Origin of the sequence: Pediococcus acidilactici DSM 20284, from assembly GCF_000146325.1 — a bacterium.
Classification (GTDB): domain Bacteria; phylum Bacillota; class Bacilli; order Lactobacillales; family Lactobacillaceae; genus Pediococcus; species Pediococcus acidilactici.
In genome coordinates this window covers 996,868-1,015,622 of record NZ_GL397067.1, presented here as the reverse complement: position 1 = coordinate 1,015,622, position 18,755 = coordinate 996,868, and the positions used below count along the sequence as shown (strand labels likewise).

The 18,755-nt window shown below is 43.6% G+C and carries 18 protein-coding genes; 14 read left to right on the top strand and 4 right to left on the bottom strand.

What is annotated here, in order from left to right:
• The first annotated feature begins 69 nt into the window (after positions 1-69).
• From HMPREF0623_RS05080 to HMPREF0623_RS05065, 4 genes are all read left to right on the top strand, one after another.
• Positions 70-1,674: a CTP synthase gene (locus HMPREF0623_RS05080; protein ID WP_004166172.1), complete on the top strand. Its 1,605-nt coding sequence runs from the start codon at positions 70-72 to the stop codon at positions 1,672-1,674.
• A 194-nt stretch (positions 1,675-1,868) separates the two neighbouring features.
• Positions 1,869-3,140, top strand: coding sequence for a UDP-N-acetylglucosamine 1-carboxyvinyltransferase (locus HMPREF0623_RS05075; RefSeq protein ID WP_002829724.1), 1,272 nt, complete (start codon positions 1,869-1,871; stop codon positions 3,138-3,140).
• Positions 3,141-3,167: 27 nt separating this feature from the next.
• Positions 3,168-4,442 carry a transcription termination factor Rho gene (gene rho / locus HMPREF0623_RS05070; protein ID WP_002829726.1) on the top strand — a complete coding sequence of 425 codons (1,275 nt, stop codon included), beginning with the start codon at positions 3,168-3,170 and terminating at the stop codon, positions 4,440-4,442.
• Positions 4,443-4,542: 100 nt separating this feature from the next.
• A complete protein-coding gene (locus HMPREF0623_RS05065) occupies positions 4,543-4,788 on the top strand; it encodes a type B 50S ribosomal protein L31 (protein WP_002829728.1) in 246 nt (81 codons plus the stop codon).
• A 93-nt stretch (positions 4,789-4,881) separates the two neighbouring features.
• Here HMPREF0623_RS05065 and HMPREF0623_RS05060 read toward each other — a convergent pair whose 3' ends face one another.
• A complete protein-coding gene (locus tag HMPREF0623_RS05060; RefSeq protein ID WP_004166170.1) occupies positions 4,882-6,108 on the bottom strand; it encodes a multidrug efflux MFS transporter in 1,227 nt (408 codons plus the stop codon).
• An 81-nt stretch (positions 6,109-6,189) separates the two neighbouring features.
• Between HMPREF0623_RS05060 and HMPREF0623_RS05055 the strand changes: the two genes are divergently transcribed.
• The 10 genes from HMPREF0623_RS05055 (at position 6,190) to HMPREF0623_RS05010 (ending at position 15,131) form a co-directional block, all read left to right on the top strand.
• Complete coding sequence (locus HMPREF0623_RS05055) at positions 6,190-6,879, top strand: class A sortase (RefSeq protein ID WP_004166169.1); 690 nt, start codon at positions 6,190-6,192, stop codon at positions 6,877-6,879.
• Between the two features lie 71 nt (positions 6,880-6,950).
• Positions 6,951-7,532 carry a LemA family protein gene (locus HMPREF0623_RS05050; RefSeq protein WP_004166168.1) on the top strand — a complete coding sequence of 194 codons (582 nt, stop codon included), beginning with the start codon at positions 6,951-6,953 and terminating at the stop codon, positions 7,530-7,532.
• A 22-nt stretch (positions 7,533-7,554) separates the two neighbouring features.
• Positions 7,555-8,451: a zinc metalloprotease HtpX gene (gene htpX, locus HMPREF0623_RS05045; RefSeq protein WP_002829735.1), complete on the top strand. Its 897-nt coding sequence runs from the start codon at positions 7,555-7,557 to the stop codon at positions 8,449-8,451.
• A 47-nt stretch (positions 8,452-8,498) separates the two neighbouring features.
• Positions 8,499-9,284 carry a hypothetical protein gene (locus tag HMPREF0623_RS05040; RefSeq protein ID WP_002829736.1) on the top strand — a complete coding sequence of 262 codons (786 nt, stop codon included), beginning with the start codon at positions 8,499-8,501 and terminating at the stop codon, positions 9,282-9,284.
• Positions 9,285-9,504: 220 nt separating this feature from the next.
• Positions 9,505-10,884, top strand: a complete 1,380-nt coding sequence (locus tag HMPREF0623_RS05035) for a UDP-N-acetylmuramoyl-tripeptide--D-alanyl-D-alanine ligase (RefSeq protein ID WP_004166166.1) — start codon at positions 9,505-9,507, stop codon at positions 10,882-10,884.
• Between the two features lie 319 nt (positions 10,885-11,203).
• Positions 11,204-12,739, top strand: coding sequence for a DEAD/DEAH box helicase (locus tag HMPREF0623_RS05030; protein ID WP_002832415.1), 1,536 nt, complete (start codon positions 11,204-11,206; stop codon positions 12,737-12,739).
• Between the two features lie 214 nt (positions 12,740-12,953).
• Positions 12,954-13,307 carry a holo-ACP synthase gene (gene acpS, locus HMPREF0623_RS05025; RefSeq protein WP_002829739.1) on the top strand — a complete coding sequence of 118 codons (354 nt, stop codon included), beginning with the start codon at positions 12,954-12,956 and terminating at the stop codon, positions 13,305-13,307.
• A 2-nt stretch (positions 13,308-13,309) separates the two neighbouring features.
• On the top strand, positions 13,310-14,437 hold the full coding sequence (gene alr, locus HMPREF0623_RS05020; protein ID WP_004166164.1) for an alanine racemase: 1,128 nt from the start codon (positions 13,310-13,312) through the stop codon (positions 14,435-14,437).
• A gap of 54 nt (positions 14,438-14,491) precedes the next feature.
• Positions 14,492-14,740 (top strand): hypothetical protein, encoded by a 249-nt coding sequence (locus HMPREF0623_RS05015; RefSeq protein WP_002829742.1) that lies wholly within the window; start codon positions 14,492-14,494, stop codon positions 14,738-14,740.
• Between the two features lie 28 nt (positions 14,741-14,768).
• On the top strand, positions 14,769-15,131 hold the full coding sequence (locus HMPREF0623_RS05010) for a type II toxin-antitoxin system PemK/MazF family toxin (protein ID WP_002832413.1): 363 nt from the start codon (positions 14,769-14,771) through the stop codon (positions 15,129-15,131).
• Positions 15,132-15,276: 145 nt separating this feature from the next.
• Here the strand turns inward: HMPREF0623_RS05010 and cbpA are convergent, their stop codons facing one another.
• The 3 genes from cbpA to HMPREF0623_RS04995 form a co-directional block, all read right to left on the bottom strand.
• Positions 15,277-15,924: a cyclic di-AMP binding protein CbpA gene (gene cbpA, locus HMPREF0623_RS05005; RefSeq protein ID WP_002829744.1), complete on the bottom strand. Its 648-nt coding sequence runs from the start codon at positions 15,922-15,924 to the stop codon at positions 15,277-15,279.
• A gap of 55 nt (positions 15,925-15,979) precedes the next feature.
• Complete coding sequence (locus HMPREF0623_RS05000) at positions 15,980-17,353, bottom strand: L,D-transpeptidase family protein (protein ID WP_004166163.1); 1,374 nt, start codon at positions 17,351-17,353, stop codon at positions 15,980-15,982.
• A 232-nt stretch (positions 17,354-17,585) separates the two neighbouring features.
• The gene (locus tag HMPREF0623_RS04995; RefSeq protein WP_002829746.1) at positions 17,586-18,557 is read right to left on the bottom strand and encodes an L-lactate dehydrogenase; all 972 of its coding nucleotides are present in this window, start codon (positions 18,555-18,557) and stop codon (positions 17,586-17,588) included.
• Between the last annotated feature and the right edge of the window lie 198 nt (positions 18,558-18,755).

Sequence of the window (18,755 nt, the reverse complement as noted above, 5' to 3'; positions counted from 1 at the left end):
CGATGATAAAATCCGCTTTCAGGTTTCCAATAGTTAACCAGTTAGAAATGTTAGAAAAGGAGAGTTTTGATGACCAAATATATTTTCGTTACAGGTGGAGTGGTTTCATCTTTAGGAAAGGGGATTGTTGCAGCTTCTTTAGCACGGTTGTTGAAAAATCGCGGTTTGAAGGTGACAATTCAAAAGTTTGATCCGTACATTAACGTTGATCCAGGAACGATGAGTCCGTACCAACATGGGGAAGTTTTTGTTACCGATGATGGTACAGAAACGGACTTGGATTTAGGACATTATGAACGTTTTATTGATATTAACTTAAATAAGTATTCTAACGTTACCACTGGAAAAATTTATTCGGAAGTATTGCGTAAGGAACGGCACGGAGATTATCTTGGCGCAACTGTCCAAGTAATTCCGCACATCACTGACGCAATCAAAGAAAAGATCATGCGTGCTGGAACCGTTACGGATTCAGATATCGTCATTACCGAAATCGGTGGAACGGTTGGGGATATTGAATCCTTGCCATTCTTAGAAGCAATTCGGCAAATGCGGAGCCAAGCGGGTGCCCAAAACGTATTTTATATCCACACTACGTTGGTACCTTACCTTAAGGCGGCTGGTGAAATGAAGACTAAGCCAACCCAACATAGTGTTAAGGAATTACGTGGTTTAGGAATTCAGCCAAACATGCTGGTAGTCCGTACTGAAGAAGATATTACGGACAGCATGCGTTCGAAAATCGCTGCTTTCTGTGATGTTGAACCGGAAGCGGTAATTGAATCTAAAGACGTGGCAAGTTTGTATGAAATTCCGTTAAATCTAAAACGCCAAAAAATGGATGAAATTGTCGTTAAGCACTTTGGTTTAGACGTTTCAGAAGCGGACATGGCTAAGTGGGCGGACCTCGTTGACCACGTAAACAACCGCCTTGACCACACGATTAACATTGCGTTGGTTGGTAAGTACGTTGCTTTGCAAGATGCCTACATTTCAGTTAACGAAGCCTTGAAACACGCGGGCTACGTTGTGAATGCGGACATTAAGATCACGAAGTTTGATTCAGAAAAAATTACTAAGGAAAACGTTGCTGAATTAATGGCTGGTCAAGACGGAATCATCGTGCCAGGTGGCTTCGGAGACCGGGGAATTGAAGGAATGATCGACGCAATTCAATACGCTCGGGAAAACGACGTGCCGTTCTTAGGAATCTGCCTGGGAATGCAAATGGCCAGCGTGGAATTCGCGCGTAACGTGTTGGGTTACCAAGATGCCAACTCTGCAGAAATGAATCCTAATACGCCGCACAACATCATTGACTTGATGGCGGACCAAGAGGATGTCGAAGACCTTGGGGGAACTCAACGATTAGGTTTATACCCATGCAAGTTGAAGGAAGGTACCGTAGCGGCCCGGGCGTACGATAATCAAGAATTGATTCAAGAACGTCACCGTCACCGCTTTGAATTTAACAACCAATACCGTGCTGAAATGGAAGCTAAGGGATTGGTATTCTCAGGTACTTCACCAGATAACCACCTTGTAGAAGTAATTGAAATTCCGGACAAGCGCTTCTTCGTTGCTTCACAGTACCATCCCGAATTCCTTTCACGGCCACAACGTCCGGAAGGATTATTCAAGGCATTTATTGCGGCCGCTAACCAAAGTAAATAATTAGTTTGCTAACTACTACTTCAACGAGGTCGGACTAGTTTTCCGGCCTCGTTTTTACATAAGGATGTTTGAGTTTTTTTAATAGGTGAAGGCTTGTGGTTGTATTTTTGCAACAAATTATTTATGATTGAAGTTGACTGTAAAATACATTCCTTAGTTTTAAGTACTTTAAGTTCATTATGTGAGGAAAAACCATGAAAAAAATGATAATCAAGGGTGGACAGCGACTGACTGGAGAAGTGTCCATTGGCGGAGCAAAAAATAGTACGGTTGCTCTAATACCGGCGGCCATTTTAGCGGACACCCCAGTGCGGTTTGATTCGGTACCCGATATACTTGACGTCCATAACTTAATGATTATTCTTGAATCAATGAATGTTCATTCAACCTTTAAAGATGGCGTGATGGAAATCGACCCGACGGAAATTGTCGAAAACCCACTACCAAGTAAAGCGATTAAGAGTTTACGAGCTTCATACTACTTTATGGGCTCGCTTTTAGGACGCTTCAAGCGTTCCACCGTTACTTTCCCCGGTGGTGATAATATTGGTCCGCGACCAATTGATCAGCACATTAAGGGGTTCAAGGCTCTGGGAGCTAACGTTACTGAAGATGAGGACACGGTTTACATTTCTGCTTACGAGCGGGGATTGCACGGGGCCCACATCTTTTTAGACGTGGTTTCTGTTGGAGCCACCATTAACGTAATTTTAGCAGCGGTAAAAGCTCAAGGAGTTACCACCATTGAAAATGCCGCTCGGGAACCTGAAATTATTGACCTAGCCATGTTCTTAAACAACATGGGGGCTAAGATTCGAGGAGCCGGGACGGACGTGATCCGGATCGAAGGGGTCGACAAGCTTGTTTCCACGGCGACCCACACCATTATTCCAGATCGGATTGAAGCGGGTACATACCTATCCTTAGCAGCTGCCGTGGGTGATGGGATTTTAGTTAATAACATCATTCCCGAACATCTCGAATCGTTCACTTCCAAGATGATTGAATTGGGAGTTGATTTAAAAATTGACGGGGACAAGATCTACGTACCAAAGGTGGAAAAGATGCGGGGGATTGAGGTCAATACTAATCCATTCCCTGGGTTTGCAACCGATTTGCAACAGCCACTAACCGCCTCGCTGCTAAAGGCTCAAGGGCGCAGTGTGGTTAACGACCACATTTATCCAGAACGGGTAAAACACGTTTCGGAATTGCAAAAGATGGGGGCTAACATCCAGCACGCCGACGGAGTAATTTACGTCGACTACACCGACCAATTGTATGGTGCAAACGTGGAAGCGGGCGAAATCCGGGCCGGGGCCTGTTTGATGATTGCTGCTTTCATGGCGGACGGTACCACCACGATCACCAAAGCAGATAATATCTTACGGGGTTACGATAGTTTAGTGAAGAAATTGACTAAACTAGGTGCGGAAGTGGAAATTACTGCGGATCAATCGCTTTAGAATTAACAATTAGGAGAGTTAATATTCATGGATAAATTTTTAACGATGAATGATTTACAAGAAATGACTCTCAAAGAAATTTACAACCTTGCGCGTGAATACAAGATTTCATACTACAGCCAGATGAACAAGAAGGAATTGTCACTGGCTGTTTTGCGTGCTCAGGCCAAAAAGCAGTCATTTGTTGAAATGGAAGGAGTCCTCGACATAATCGGCAACGAAGGCTACGGTTTTCTGCGTCCGATTAATTACGGCTCTTCCCAAGAAGATATTTATATTTCAGCTTCCCAGATCACCCGGTTTGGTTTGCGAAACGGAGATTTAGTGGGCGGTGAAGCGCGGCATCCGCGGCCAGGCGAACGTTATTACGGATTGATGCGGGTAACTTCGGTGAATAATAAGGATCCCGAGGAAGCTAAACAACGGCCGCATTTCCCAGCGTTAACGCCAATTTACCCAAACCAACAACTGACGTTAGCGACTACGCCAGACGTGTTATCAACACGGTTGGTGGACTTGTTTGCGCCGATTGGATTTGGTCAACGGGGATTAGTAGTCGCACCGCCTAAAGCTGGAAAAACGACGTTGTTGAAGGCCATTGCCAACGGAATTAGTAAGAACCATCCTAACGCGAAGTTAATCGTTCTGCTGATTGATGAGCGACCCGAAGAAGTGACTGACTTGGAACGCTCGATTGATGGTGAAGTAGTCTATTCAACTTTTGACCAAGAACCCCGGAACCATACGCGGGTTTCTGAACTGGTTTTACAACGGGCGATGCGCCTCGTTGAAGACAAACAAGACGTGGTCATTTTACTAGATTCAATTACTCGTTTAACCCGGGCGTATAATTTAGTTACGGCGCCGAGCGGACGCACCCTTTCCGGTGGGGTCGATCCGGCTTCATTTTATAAGCCAAAGAAATTCTTTGGAGCGGCACGCAATATTGAAGAAGGGGGTTCGTTAACCATCATTGGTACCGCCCTGGTCGATACTGGTAGTCGCATGGACGATGTAATTTACGAGGAATTCAAGGGGACTGGAAATTCGGAATTGGTATTATCCCGCAACTTAGCAGAACGGCGGGTTTTCCCAGCATTAGATATTCGGCAATCCGGCACTCGTAAAGAAGAGTTGATGATTTCACGGGATGTTTTAGAACAGCTGTGGAACATCCGGCGGTCCATGCGTGGCGACGCGTTAGAATACACCGAACAAATTCTACAATTAATGAAAAATACTAAGAATAACGATGAGTTTATCGCTAATCTGAAGAACCTTAATTTCGGCAAAAAGTCCTAAATGAGGTTGTTTGAAATAATAATTTATGCTATGATTGTGGTCGTTGGTTTTATAATAACTATGATTCAGCAAATGATTCATGGCAAAGGAGCGTAATATCATGAAAAAAGGAATTCATCCAGATTACCATCCAGTTGTATTCCAAGATTCAGCAACTGGGTTCAAATTTTTATCAGGTTCAACTGCATCATCTTCTGAAACAATCAAGTGGGAAGATGGTAACGAATACCCATTAATCCGGGTTGAAATTACTTCAGATTCTCACCCATTCTACACTGGCCGTCAAAAGTTCCAACAAGCCGACGGTACGGTTGCGAAGTTCAACAAGAAATACGGTTTGGCTTAATATTAAGTCAAATGGTAATCAAAAAAGAGCTAATCCAGCATGGATTAGCTCTTTTTATTTTGTCATGGTAAAGTCTTTAAAGTCTTGGAACGGTTAAGCAACGGACCGGCCGTTTAACCAACGGAAGAGGAGGAAGTTGATTAATACCAATATGGAAGTGGCAATGAAAACCGCGTTGTAATCAAACAGTCCCGAAACTGCCGAACCTAATAACGGACCAATCATATTGCCTAACGCCTGAAAAGATTGGTTCCAACTGAAAATTCGTCCGGTGACTTCCGGAGGGGTTCGCTTAGATAAAATACTTTGCACCGCTGGTAACATGGCACCATCCGAGATGCCGATAAAGAAACGGAAAACGCCTAACCAGAATACTGAAGGCACGAACGCCATCGGTACGTAAAGGACCATTGCAAATAGGAAGGCGACCGATAAAATTTTCTCGGTTCCAATGCGATCGCCGAGTTCACCCAGCCGGGGAGCGGCAAGCATATTGGCAATCCCGGGGATGGCGGCGATTAAACCGGCAACCATGGTAACTCCGGCACCGTTATGCATCAGCTCCTTAACGTACAAACTAATAATTGGGGCGATGGAATTATTCGAAGCTTGAATAATCATGGTGGTGATAAACATCCCAAAGACTGCTTGCGGCCGGTTCAACTTATGTACCACGTCTTTAGCAGTTAACGAACCTTCCGTGCTTTCGATTGGAACAAAGTGTTCGTGAACTAAGAATAAACTAAGGAAGAACACGATTAATAATAGTGCTCCAGTGATGAAAAAGGTGATACGATAAGAGAAGATGGAAGCTAGGGCTCCACCGACGAGGGGACCTAAAAGGGAGCCGGATACGGGACCAGTTGATAGGAAACCGAGGGCGTACCCGCTTTTTTCTTTCGGAGTTTCCGTAGCAATTAAGGCGTTTGCGTTACTAATGTAACCAGCAAAGACCCCTTGTAACAAACGGAGGCCGATTAGTTGGTAGACATTTTGGACTAATCCCATCGCGCCTAAAACAAACGCCATTCCGAGGGAAGCTCGTAAGATCATCAGCTTACGCCCTCGTTTATCAGCAATCTTTCCCCAGATTGGTGAAATGATGGCTAGCACTAAAAAGGTTGAGGAATAAGTTAGTCCACTGTATAGTGATAATTGAGATTTCGAGAAATTGCCGAGTGTATTGACATAAAGGGACAAAAAAGGCATAATCTCACTAAATGCGATACCGGCAATAAACGTTCCGAACCATAGTACAAAGAGGTTTTGCTGCCATGGTTCGCGTTTTTTTCTAGCTCGTCCTTCTCGATGAGAAAACATCTAAAAGCCTTCTTTCTAAAATAAAGGTATACCTATATACAATACCACAAAAATAAAATATATATATTGGAGATCTAAAAGATGAATAGTAAGTTAAAAAAATGGCTTAGTTCAATTGCGTTAACGTTAGTGGTTATTTTTAGTTTAGCATTAATTTTCAATCGACAGATCAAAACGTGGATGGTATCGCAGTACAATCCCACCGTTAGTGAACAGGTGGTCACTAAAAATGAAAAGAAGAAGGCTGATTTTAATTTTTCAAAGGTCAAGTCACTAGACTGGAAGACGGTGGTTAAAGCCCGGGCGTCGGAAAAGCGAATTAAGGTAATTGGTGAGATTGCCTACCCGGGAGTGGGGATTCATTTGCCAATTGGTAAAGGAGTCGACAATTTGACGTTAGCGTTAGCAGCCGGAACGCTTAAGGAAAATGAAAAGATGGGCAAGGGTAACTACGCCCTGGCTGGTCACCACATGATCGACAAGAAGGTTCTCTTTGGACCGTTATATTGGAAGGCCAAGGTGGGACAAAAAGTATATTTGACGGATGAAAAGAATATTTACGAATATCAAGTAACAACCCGGAAGTTTATTAAAGCAACGGATGTACAGGTGATTGACGACGTTAAGGACCAAAAGTTACTTACGTTAGTTACTTGTGATGCAACCGGAGCGGGACGACTAATGATTCGGGGAAAGTTAGTTAAAGAAATGAAACACCAAGAAGCTCCGGCTAGTGTCCAAAAACTGTTTTCGCGACAGTTTAACCGCTAATTTAGTGGCTTTTTGGCGGCAGTCTGCTACTATTAAGGTAATCAGGTAACTTTGAAAGGAATGGATAAATAATGAGTGGAATGGTCATTGGGATTATCATTGTTGCAATCTTGGTTGTGGCAATTGTGTTGATGTATAACGGTTTAGTAAAGGCGCGGACTTACACGCAAGAATCTTGGAGTCAAATTAACGTTCAGCTAAAACGGCGGAACGACTTAATTCCTAATTTAGTAAATACGGTTAAAGGATACGCAACCCACGAAAAGGAAACCTTAAGTAAGGTAGTGGAATTACGTAACCAGTTGGTTGACCAAACGAAGGTGGCGGAACCGTCAACTGTCCAACGGCAAGCGGCAATGCAAACTTCTAACCAGTTGAGTGATACTTTAAAAAGTATTTTTGCGCTTTCAGAAAATTATCCAGATTTGAAAGCTAACCAGGAATTTAACAAGTTAATGGAAGAATTGACCAATACCGAAAATAAGATTGCGTATTCACGGCAATTGTATAATTCAAGCGTAGCTAGTTATAACATTAAGCTACAGTCTTTCCCGAGCAATTTAGTAGCGGGAATCGGGGGCTTTAAAGCGGTGGACTACCTCCAAGTTCCAGAAGAAGAAACCGCTGCTCCTAAAGTTTCTTTCGATAAATAAGGCTATTTAAGAGGGAAAATAAATGCTATATCAACAAATTGCAAGTAACAAACGCAAGACCGTATACGTAATGGTTGGTTTTGCGATTTTGGTTCTCCTAATTGGAGCATCGGTCGGTTACGTGTTTTACAATAGCGCTAGTGCGGGAGTTGTAATGGCGGCGATTATTGCTGCGGTTTACATGGGATTAATGATTAGTAATTCGACAAACGTGGTAATGCGAATGAACCACGCGACCGAAATTAGCGAAGCTGACCATCCCGAGCTATGGCATATCGTAGAAGATATGGCACTAGTAGGAAAGGTTCCGATGCCTAAGGTGTACATTGTAGACGATCCTAGCCCGAATGCCTTTGCTACCGGGAATAACCCGCAAAATGCAGCGGTAGCGGTAACCACCGGAATTTTGGCGCGTTTAAATCGCGAAGAAATGGAAGGTGTGATTGGCCACGAGATTTCACATATCCGTAATTACGATATTCGCCTTTCTACGATTGCGTTGGCACTTTCAGCAGCAGTTTCATTGCTAGTTAACTGGGGGATGCACGCATTCTGGTGGGGTGGCGGCCGCCGCCGAGACAGCGACGATGATGAGGATAGCAGTTTAAGGGCAATCTTAATGTTGCTGGCGTTGGTACTCGTAATTTTAGGACCAATTGCCACGTCGATTGCTCAGTTGGCTCTTTCCCGAAATCGCGAATATCTCGCTGATGCATCAAGTGTAGAACTGACGCGGAATCCATTGGGATTAATTAACGCGTTAAAAAAGATTTCAGCTAGCGAACCGATGCAGGAAGCGGATCCGAGCAGCGCAGCACTGTACATTGCGGATCCTTTTAAAAAGAAGCGCTCGTTAGCCCATTTGTTTGATACCCATCCGCCAATTGAAGATCGCATTGCTCGACTGGAGAAAATGTGAGTTGATCAATCAAAGAAATCATTTAATTGAAAGTGAGATAAGGGTCCATGTTGCGTGACGACTATATTTTTGTACATTTAGAATCAATTGTTAACTTAATTTATTCGCGCGGAATTACTGCCAAGGATTTCCTAAGTGGAATTTTGCAGGTGCCGACCAATATTTTACTTTTAAACCGGGAAGTTAGTGACGACGTTCCAATTGATAACCATACTTTTTTAAACGAGATTAACGATGCCAAGACGATTAGTCAGTATTTGCTTGATCCGCACAGCAGTAAAAATTGGATCGATTTTTCCCAAGCAGAGGCGCTTAGTGAATTAACGCCCAATGACATCGCTAATTTACTGTACATGGGACATATGAAGAGTCATTTGGACACCCCTTTTTCGTACAAACTGCAAAACGATTACGTTTACTTAGAGGTGGGGACTAACCAAGTCAAAACTTACTACCGGCGGCTAAAGAATTTTTACGCAGTTTTAAACCGGTCGGTAATTCGCCATGCCGAACAGACGTATAACGAACACCGCTTGGTTTTTCGGCGCGTCAATCATTTCTCGGAATTACCAGCCAGCATGGTGAGGCAACTAATTCCAGTGCTTGGCGAAGGCGTCATTTTTGCTTTTGATCAAGCCATTGAACAAGACCACGAACTGCGGGTGCCAATTTTAATTGCTAGTGAAAGTAATTTAGCCCCCACGTTGCGTAGTAAAGAATCACTATACAACCAAGCGCAACAAATCGCGGTGTTAAAATATAATTTAAGGAATCAGGATTGGCATTTTATTATCACCAATCCCAAGGCATTTGATGCCGAAGCCTTGTACTAATGCAGGTTATTTATCTGTAAATGAAATGTTAACGACTTATATAGTAGCTAATGAGATGAAAGTCCAGTTTTTGTTAACCAAAGCTAATTTTGACGGCATGTTTCTAGATTGAATTGGTTGGTAAAATTTACTGGGCTTTTTTGAACCCGTTGCCTTAGTAACCAAAAAGGTGGCTATGGTATAATTGAGGGTAGGTTTGAATAGGGGGAGCTTTAAAAATATGAAAATGCAACTAAGTGAAATTGCCCGTGCTCTAGGAGTAGACGAGTATCCGGACCAATGGAATGAGGTTAGTGTCACCAGTGTCCAGTTTGATAGTCGTCAATTAACGCCGGGTTCTTTGTTTGTTCCAATCAAGGGACAACGCGACGGTCACCAATTTATTGAGCAGGCTATTCAGGCTGGCGCGGTTGCAACGTTATGGGCGAAGGATCATGAAGATACCCGCCCGGCAGATTTGCCAAGTATTGAAGTGGAAGATCCGCTGGCTGCGTTGCAAAAATTAGCGAAATACTACTTAGATAAAATCAATCCCAAAGTTGTGGCAATTACGGGAAGTAACGGAAAAACTACGACGAAGGACATGACTGCCGCCGTTTTAGCGACCGAATTTAATGTGGTAAAGACGGAAGCCAACTTCAATAACGAAATTGGGGTTCCAATCACCATTTTGGGAATGAACGCGAATACTGAGGTTCTAGTGGTTGAATTAGGGATGGACCGCCCCGGACAATTACATTTCTTAAGTGAATTAGTCCAACCGGACATCGCGGTAATTACCATGATTGGCGAAGCCCACATTGAATTCTTTAAGACGCGAGACCGGATTGCGGATGCCAAAATGGAAATTACGGACGGTTTAAAGGAAGACGGTTGCTTTATTTACGATGGTGACGAACCGTTACTAGCGGAGCGGGCCAAGGCGGTGGATGTTGAGCAACGTACGTTTGGGATGAAAAATGAAAACGACGTATTCGCATCCGATGTAGCAGGTACCGATACTGAAACATCATTTAAGATTAATTTGGACCCTGAAGTGGAGGTTAAATTACCGATTATTGGCGAATATAACGTAAAAAATGCGTTGGCAGCCATTACGGTAGGTGATCGATACCACGTCGGAGTTGCGGATAGTGCCCGTGCATTGGCAGATTTTAACTTAACCAAGAACCGGACCGAATGGCTAAAAGGCCGGCAGGGAGAACGAATTTTAAGTGACGTATATAATTCTAATCCTACGGCAGCTAAAGCAGTGTTAAACTCCTTTGCACATACTAAGAAGACTGGGCGCCGGTTTGTGGTTCTGGGAGATATGTTAGAACTGGGAGAAAATGCCGACCAAATGCATGCCCAATTAGCGGACAGTTTAAATCCGGCTCAATTCGAAGAAGTATTTCTCGTGGGCCAGCATATGCGTGCGTTAGGAAAACGGCTGGTTGACGAAGAAATTTATCCAGCAGAAGCCGTTCATTTATACGACGCAAACGAACTTCCGCAATTAACTACTGATTTACAACAAATGATTAAAGCTGATGACTGTGTACTATTAAAGGCCAGCCACGGGATTCATTTGGAAAAAGTGGTTGAACAGCTTAAATAACGAAGCATAGGCCGGGGAGAAACCCGGTCTTTTTTTGTGGGGTAAAAAGCACGCGATGGTAGAGAAAGAAAATGAGCTCCAGGCCCCAGCTTTCTGCGGCTAATCTAATTTAGGCTTCAATCGCCTAACCCGCGATTAAGCCCTAAATTAAGTTAGTCCTCAAACCCTGACCAAGGGCTTCCGCTCTCTATTTTATTTGCTAATCCCACTTCGCGGGTGTATGATTATAAAGTTATGTTTACATGATTGTTACTGTGGGCTTTGCCCTAAAAGACGGATTTTCTTTGATGCAGTAGCAGAAATTTAGGAGGAATTATATTTGAAATTTACCGAACTAGGGTTGGAAGAAGACATTTTGAAAGCTGTTTTAGACAATGGATACGATGAACCCACTCCAATCCAAGCTGAAACAATTCCCGATGTCTTAGCGGGGAAAGATATTATTGGACAGGCACAAACCGGAACCGGAAAAACGGCTGCGTTTGGATTGCCAATCTTACAAAATGTTGACCTAGATAATCCTAATATTCAAGCAATTATCGTTTCACCAACGCGTGAATTAGCTGCCCAAACCCAAGCAGAAATCTTTAAATTGGGTAAGTACAAGCGAGCTAAAGTTCAAGTTGTGTATGGTGGAGCAGACATTCGCCGGCAAATCAATGCGTTGAAGAGCCACCCACAAATTGTTGTGGGAACTCCCGGCCGACTTTTAGATCACATTGGCCGACACACTATTCGCTTAGACCACGTTAAAACCCTGGTCCTTGACGAAGCAGATGACATGTTGGACATGGGATTCTTACCAGATATTGAAAAAATTATTGAACAAACCCCAAGCGAACGACAAACGTTACTATTCTCAGCAACGATGCCCGCACCAATCAAAAAGATTGGGGTTAAGTTTATGACTGATCCTAAACAGGTGACGGTTAAGTCAAAAGAACTAACCGCTGATTTAGTTGATCAGTACTACATTCGTTCTAAAGAATTTGAAAAATTTGATATGTTAACCCGGATTATTGACGTACAGTCACCTAAGTTGGCAGTAGTCTTCGGTCGGACAAAGCGCCGAGTTGACGAAGTGGCTAAGGGCTTGGTTGCTCGCGGTTATAACGCAGCGGGAATCCATGGTGACCTAACCCAACAACGTCGGATGAACATCTTACACCAATTCCGCGATGGACAGTTAGACATCTTGGTTGCTACTGACGTTGCGGCTCGGGGATTAGATATTTCTGGGGTGACTCACGTTTATAATTACGACATTCCGCAAGATCCTGAAAGCTACGTTCACCGGATTGGTCGGACTGGTCGGGCCGGTGCTCACGGGACTTCCGTGACCTTTGTAACTAACTGGGAAATGGATTACCTCCGAGACGTAGAACGTTTAACTAAGAAACGCTTGCTTCCATTAAAGCCACCAACAGAAGAAGAAGCCTTCATTGGTCGGGCAGCAATGGCTGAACAAAACGTGCAAGAATTGGTTAAAAAGACCGATGTTGATAAGTTTGGCGAACAAGCAGACCGTTTATTAGAACAATATGACGCGCGTACATTAGTAGCTGCCTTATTGAACGATGAAACTAAGGCAGACGCGAGTGAGATTAAGGTTAAAATTACCCCTGAACGCCCATTACCACGCAAGAAGAGCGGTAATCATAAGAGTGGCGGCTACCGCGGCGGTCGGCGCCATGGTGGTGGCAACGGCTACCGACGCAACGGTAACGGTGGTAAATGGAACGACCGTAAGAACGGTCATCGTCGGGACCGGGATGATCGCCACGCAGGTTCAAATCACCGGCAAGATAACAACAAGGGCGGCAATAAGCGCCACTTTGTAATTAAAGAAAAATAAAGTTTAAACATTTAGTGAGGTTACTGGAGCTTTGATTTCAGGCCTCATTTTTTGTTTTCACAGTTTTAGAAAAACTTTACCAATTTAGCTTAGGGCTAGTGGGGGTAGTTGAAAAAGCCGGTTAGTATGTAAAGCTTGCCATGATGGGCTTAAGATGGGATGTTTTTTCAAAGGTAAGTTTGATACAATAAATGACGACAATGGGAGGATACACATGATTTACGGAATTGGCATCGACATTACCAACATTGATCGATTTAAAGCGTTACACAATCCAACGTCTTTTATCAAGAAAGTGTTAACAGATAAAGAACAAGCCGAATTGGCAGGTAAGAGCGGTCAGCGAGCGTACGAATTTTTAGCTGGCCATTTTTCAGTTAAAGAATCCTATAGTAAAGCATACGGTACGGGATTAGGGAAAAAGCTTAATTTTCAAGATATTGAAGTTGAGTATGACGACAACGGTCGACCAGTAATTAGCAACCACCCGTTTGCAGGAGTTGCGCACGTGTCGATTTCGCATTCAAAACACCATGTCGTAACACAGGTAATCTTAGAGGGGGATTAACAATGGTTGAAGGATGGCATCGCGCAAGTCGACTAGTAGTCGATGCGGCGGCAATTCGGCAAAATGTAAAAAAGGAAATTGAACGTTTAGATCATCAAAGCGAGTTATTTGCCGTGATCAAGGCGGATGCGTACGGTCATGGTTTGATTCCGGTGGCCCGGTATACTGAACAAGCGGGCGCCACTGGTTTTTGCGTGGCAATTTTAGACGAGGCACTGACTCTACGAGAGGCGGGCTTTGCCGAACCAATCTTAGTTTTAGGAATCACTAACGTAAAGTGGGCGGCCTTGGCTGCTGAAAAGAACGTTTCTTTGACCGTGGGAGACGTGGAGTGGTTGACTAAGGCGGCTCCCCAGTTAACGGCAGAACATCCGTTAAAGGTTCATTTAGCATTAGACACTGGAATGGGACGGATTGGTTTTCAAGAGTCAGACGGTCTTAACCAGGCGGCGAAATTGCTCATCAAAGATCCGCGTTTTGTTTTTGAAGGTGTATTTACACACTTTGCAACCGCGGATGAAAAGGATCCCACTTATTTCAATCTCCAAGTGGACCGTTTTCATAAATTAGTGGACACTTTGCCAGAAAAGCCTCGCTACGTTCACGTTTCTAATACGGCTACTAGTCTGTGGCACGCAGCTTGCAACGGTAACTTGATTCGGTTTGGGGTCGGGATTTATGGAATGAATCCGTCCGGAACCGTTTTGGAACCTCCTTATGATTTGCAGCCAGCCATGACGTTAGAGTCCCGGCTTTCATTTTCTAAGCTGTTGAAAAAGGGGCGTTCGGTAAGCTATGGAGCAACTTACACTGCTGAACAAGACGAATGGATTGGGACGATTCCAATTGGCTATGCCGATGGGTATCCACGCTGTTTACAAGGGTTCCATGTGTTAGTTGACGGGCATTTTTGTGAAATCGTGGGCCGTGTTTGCATGGACCAGTTAATGATTCGCCTTCCGCATGAATATCCGGCGGGGACCCCGGTAATTTTAGCGGGGCAATCGCAAGGGAAAAGTATTAGCATGACGGACATTGCTGATTATGTTGGAACAATTAATTATGAAATCACATGTGGCTTTACGGAGCGGCTCCCGCGGGTCTATAAGAATAATGATATAGTAAAATAATTTCATTGATGGTAGAATGAAAGTAATAATCAGGAATACAGGAGAGCGAGCCTAATGAGTAATCAACTAAGGGATATATCTGTTGAAAAAGAGATTTATTGTGAAATGTTTGAAGTTGAACCCACTGGGGTAAGTGACCAGTTGATTCATGCTTTTTTTGAGCGTCATGCTGCAGAACATTTGGAGCTCTTAAAGGCGGGCTACCAACAAATGGCGGACATTAACGCCAAGATTACCCAGGATTTTACGTCCTGCGAGGCGGCTTGTGAAGAACACGTATTTAACGTGTTAAGTAGTGATTAAATTAATAGATTGAATATGGGGTGGCACTGTGGACGAATCCAAGGTAAAACGCGGCGATTTGTTCTATGCAGACTTGTCACCAGTTGTTGGTTCTGAACAAGGGGGAATGCGTCCGGTTTTAGTGATTCAAAATAACGTTGGGAATCACTACAGTCCGACGGTAATCATTGCAGCCATTACGACTAGAATTACTAAACCGAAGATGCCCACCCACGTTGCCATTCGTGCAGGCGAAGCCGGTAATCCACGGGCTTCGGTAATCTTAATGGAACAGATTCGAACAATTGATAAACAACGTCTACATGATCGAATTGGCCGTCTGGACGGCCAAAAAATGAAACTCGTCAACGAAGCCCTTAAAGTTAGTTTGGGCTTGGTGGCGAATACATAAAAGACTATTGGAAATTCAATGGTCGTTGTAAATTAAAAAGAGGCTGTGACAAAAGTCTTTAAACAAAAAACGGTTCATGAGGTAAAACTTCCTCATGAATCGTTTTTATTTTGGCACACTCTTTTTTTAGTTGATGCCTATAAACTTAAGCAAGGCGGTGCGACTGCAAATCTTCGACTTCCGGAACTTTAAAGCCTTTCCGTTCTAGATTACTAATAATACGCTGCAACTTTTTAGGTGGAACTCCCGCTGGTAAAGTAAATAGCGTCCGGTGAATTAATTCGTCTTCGTTGGAATCCAAAGTAATGACGCTCGCAATGGAGGTGTACTTCGTAATGATCTTTGCACTAGTGGCTAAATCGCCACGTTCGTCACTAGAAACCACTGTGATTACGTAACTTCCTACGTTAGTGTTCCAAGATTGGGAAAGAGCGTCTAATAGCCGGGCATGGGTCAAGATTCCGTAAAAATAGTTATTATCGTCTAAAACGGTAATGTATGGCAAGTCCTTGATGGTAAAAAATACGGTGAAAAACGCGGCACTCAAGTTAATGTACTTGGTCGCGTTTTTCAGTAAACTAGTCACCGGGTCTTGCATTGAGCCGCCCCGCGACTTGTGCCGATAAATGTGCATTTTGTAAATGTTCCCGCGGAAGAGGCGTCCCGTTTTATCTAAAATGGGGACGCAACGAAAACCTGAGTCTTCTAAAATTTTAAGTGCCTCTTCGAGCGTGGCATCTTCTTGAACGGTAGTTAGGCGTTGCTTGGGTTTAACCATTGATTTTAATAACATTATGGATTACCCTCCATATCTTAATCTGTTTTTAATAATAGCATAGATTAAGACGTTAGAATACCACTACCGGAGTTCCAACTGGGACAGCTTCGAATAATTTTTTCATCGTTGCGGGTGGGGTGTTGACACAACCATGTGATCCATGGGTCTTGTACCAATCGCCACCAAATTTAGGTTGCCAAGAAGCATCGTGAAGACCGACTCCGGTGTAATCAATTGGCATCCAGTAGTTCACGGGTGAAGCATAGTTGGAGCCATCGTCATTTTTACCACGCAACGTTGCGTTACGCTGTTTATTCCAAACGTAAAAGACTCCCGTAGGCGTAGTGTTGCCACCCGATGGTTTTCCAGTTACCACGTCGGTAGAAATTTGTAGTTTACCATCTTTGTAGTACCACATGTGTTGGTTAGTTTTATCAACTTCCACGTACGTGGTTCCGAGTTCGCCCTTTTTCAAAGACTGTCCGGAGCCAACGATGGTGGCTTTCTGGGTGAAACTTGCACCCTTGAGAATGTTGGTACTCAAGTTGGCCGCATCGGCCGTGGTATTGATTGACCAGCCAAAAATGCCATCTTTAACGGTTTGGGTACCGCGCTTAGTACTGTTGAAGGTCACGTCCGCACCATAAGTAGCGTATTTTTGGTTTAAATCTGCTAAATAAGCCTTCACCTTAGATTGATCAACGCTTAATTTTTGCTGACCTTGAGCATCAGTCTTAACTTTAAGCCAACTCTTCAGAGTCGCTTGAGGAATTACGACGGTGTTGCCGTTCACATCGTAAGTGATTTTTTCGTTTTCCGCCTGGATGCGTTGCAACTTGACTTGGGCCGCGTTGTTTTTCTTAGAGTAATAGGTGTTCTTTAAATCTAGCTCGTGAGCACCTTTAGCCGTGCTAGCCTGGATTTGTTGTGCCAAAATTTCAGGGCTAACTACGTGACCAGTTGAATTGGTGCTGGAGTTTAACTTTTGGTTCAGCTGGTCGGCAGCAGTCTGCGCGTAAGCATTTAGTTTTTTAGTCCCCGCTTGATCAAGGTTAACACTAGGAGTGTCAGCCGCGTTAGCCACGTCCATTAACTGAAGAGGCCACGTCCAAGGGTTCTGTGACTTAATTGCGCTGGTGATGGATTGCCGACTGGTTGAGTTAAGTCCGGCGTCAGCTAGGCTAACTTTTTTAACAACTTTGCCGTTAGCAGTTAAATTTAATTTTTGGTTGCTTAAGTGCTTTTCAATTAGTTGCTGTGCTTGGGTGGCGTTTTTTCCGCCCACGTTAATACCTGCTACCGTTGTATTTGGCATGAAGGTGCTACTAGATTTATAATGGTAGGCCATTCCAGCGTAGCCCAACCCTAAGATAACCACCGCGCCGATTGTGATGGCGATCTTAGAATGGTGTGGCTGCTGGTGCTGATGTTTGCGTTGTTGCATAGTACTTCCCCCAGATGATTTAATTCTTTACTTTTGCTTTCTTCTGTAACATTACTGTAATATTTCGAATATATCAAGTCTACTATGCGAATCTTAACAAAAAAATCTGGGTTTGACACCAATATTTGCACAATTAACTGATTTTAGTACAAGCTGTTTGGGGAAGGGACGTAAAAAGAGGGTACAAAAAAGCACCGGTTGCAACCGGTGCTTTCGTTGATAAATTTAATGATTATTTGTCTTGTTTTTCAGCAAGAGCGTTTAGACCGTCAGTAAGAACCTTCTTCAAAGTAGTTGCTGAGTCAGTCATCTTCTTCTTTTCGTCATCGCTAAGTGGTGCTTCGATAACGCGGTTTAGACCTTGACCATTGATAACTGCAGGAGTACCAATGTAAATGTCGTTCAAACCATATTCGCCGTCCATGTATGCGCCCACAGGCAATACGGCGTTTTCGTCGCGAAGAATTGCTTTAGAAATGCGCATCAATGCAGTACCAACACCGTAGAATGTAGCACCCTTCTTGTTGATGATTTCATAAGCTTTGTTACGTACGCTGTCTTCGATTTCAGCCAATTCGTCAGTTGAAACGCCTTCTTCTTTAGCGATTTCAAGCAATGGCTTTGTACCGATTGTAGCTGATGAGAAAGCAGCAAATTCACTGTCACCATGTTCACCTAAGATGTAAGCATCTACAGATTCTGGGCTAACGTTGAATTTCTTACCAAGAGCTACGCGCAAACGAGCTGTGTCAAGTGAGATACCTGAACCGATAACTTTTTCCTTAGGGAAGCCAGAGAATTTCCATGTTGCGTAAGTAAGGATATCAACTGGGTTAGCAGCAACAAGGAAGATACCATCAAAACCAGAATCAACAACTGGTTTAACAATTGTTGAAAGGATGTTTAAGTTCTTGTTAACAAGGTCAAGACGTGTTTCACCTGGCTTTTGTGGTGCGCCAGCTGTGATAACAACTAAGTCAGCATCCTTGCAGTCTGAGTATTCACCAGAGTAGATGTTCTTTGGAGCTGTGAATGGAGTAGCATCTTCAAGGTCCAATGCGTCCCCAACTGTACGATCCTTAACAACGTCGACAATGACGAATTCTTCAGCGATTCCTTGTTGTGCCATCGCGAATGCGTAACTAGAACCTACGGCACCGTCACCGACGAGGACAACTTTTTGATGATTTTGAATATTAGACATAATATCCATTCCCTTCATTTATTAGATTATATATTTGGTCCACCAAAGTATTATAGCATTTTAACAGGGGAAAGTTGAGACCTAATTTTCAGAAAACAAATAAGTTTGCCAAAAATAATTACCGAGCGAACAGAAGTAATATCTAAGCTTTTGTGGCGATATATGATAAGATTATTTAAAACGAGCTCAAGCTGAAGG

What these genes read in the sequence shown, in the direction of transcription:
- HMPREF0623_RS05050 (WP_004166168.1), top strand. Translation starts at nt 6,951, where the DNA reads ATGAGTGGAATGGTCATTGGGATTATCATTGTTGCAATCTTGGTTGTG.
- acpS (WP_002829739.1), top strand. Translation starts at nt 12,954, where the DNA reads ATGATTTACGGAATTGGCATCGACATTACCAACATTGATCGATTTAAA.
- HMPREF0623_RS04995 (WP_002829746.1), bottom strand. Translation starts at nt 18,557, where the DNA reads ATGTCTAATATTCAAAATCATCAAAAAGTTGTCCTCGTCGGTGACGGT.
- rho (WP_002829726.1), top strand. Translation starts at nt 3,168, where the DNA reads ATGGATAAATTTTTAACGATGAATGATTTACAAGAAATGACTCTCAAA.
- HMPREF0623_RS05080 (WP_004166172.1), top strand. Translation starts at nt 70, where the DNA reads ATGACCAAATATATTTTCGTTACAGGTGGAGTGGTTTCATCTTTAGGA.
- HMPREF0623_RS05055 (WP_004166169.1), top strand. Translation starts at nt 6,190, where the DNA reads ATGAATAGTAAGTTAAAAAAATGGCTTAGTTCAATTGCGTTAACGTTA.
- HMPREF0623_RS05035 (WP_004166166.1), top strand. Translation starts at nt 9,505, where the DNA reads ATGAAAATGCAACTAAGTGAAATTGCCCGTGCTCTAGGAGTAGACGAG.
- HMPREF0623_RS05060 (WP_004166170.1), bottom strand. Translation starts at nt 6,108, where the DNA reads ATGTTTTCTCATCGAGAAGGACGAGCTAGAAAAAAACGCGAACCATGG.
- htpX (WP_002829735.1), top strand. Translation starts at nt 7,555, where the DNA reads ATGCTATATCAACAAATTGCAAGTAACAAACGCAAGACCGTATACGTA.
- HMPREF0623_RS05065 (WP_002829728.1), top strand. Translation starts at nt 4,543, where the DNA reads ATGAAAAAAGGAATTCATCCAGATTACCATCCAGTTGTATTCCAAGAT.
- HMPREF0623_RS05015 (WP_002829742.1), top strand. Translation starts at nt 14,492, where the DNA reads ATGAGTAATCAACTAAGGGATATATCTGTTGAAAAAGAGATTTATTGT.
- alr (WP_004166164.1), top strand. Translation starts at nt 13,310, where the DNA reads ATGGTTGAAGGATGGCATCGCGCAAGTCGACTAGTAGTCGATGCGGCG.
- HMPREF0623_RS05040 (WP_002829736.1), top strand. Translation starts at nt 8,499, where the DNA reads ATGTTGCGTGACGACTATATTTTTGTACATTTAGAATCAATTGTTAAC.
- HMPREF0623_RS05075 (WP_002829724.1), top strand. Translation starts at nt 1,869, where the DNA reads ATGAAAAAAATGATAATCAAGGGTGGACAGCGACTGACTGGAGAAGTG.
- HMPREF0623_RS05000 (WP_004166163.1), bottom strand. Translation starts at nt 17,353, where the DNA reads ATGCAACAACGCAAACATCAGCACCAGCAGCCACACCATTCTAAGATC.
- cbpA (WP_002829744.1), bottom strand. Translation starts at nt 15,924, where the DNA reads ATGTTATTAAAATCAATGGTTAAACCCAAGCAACGCCTAACTACCGTT.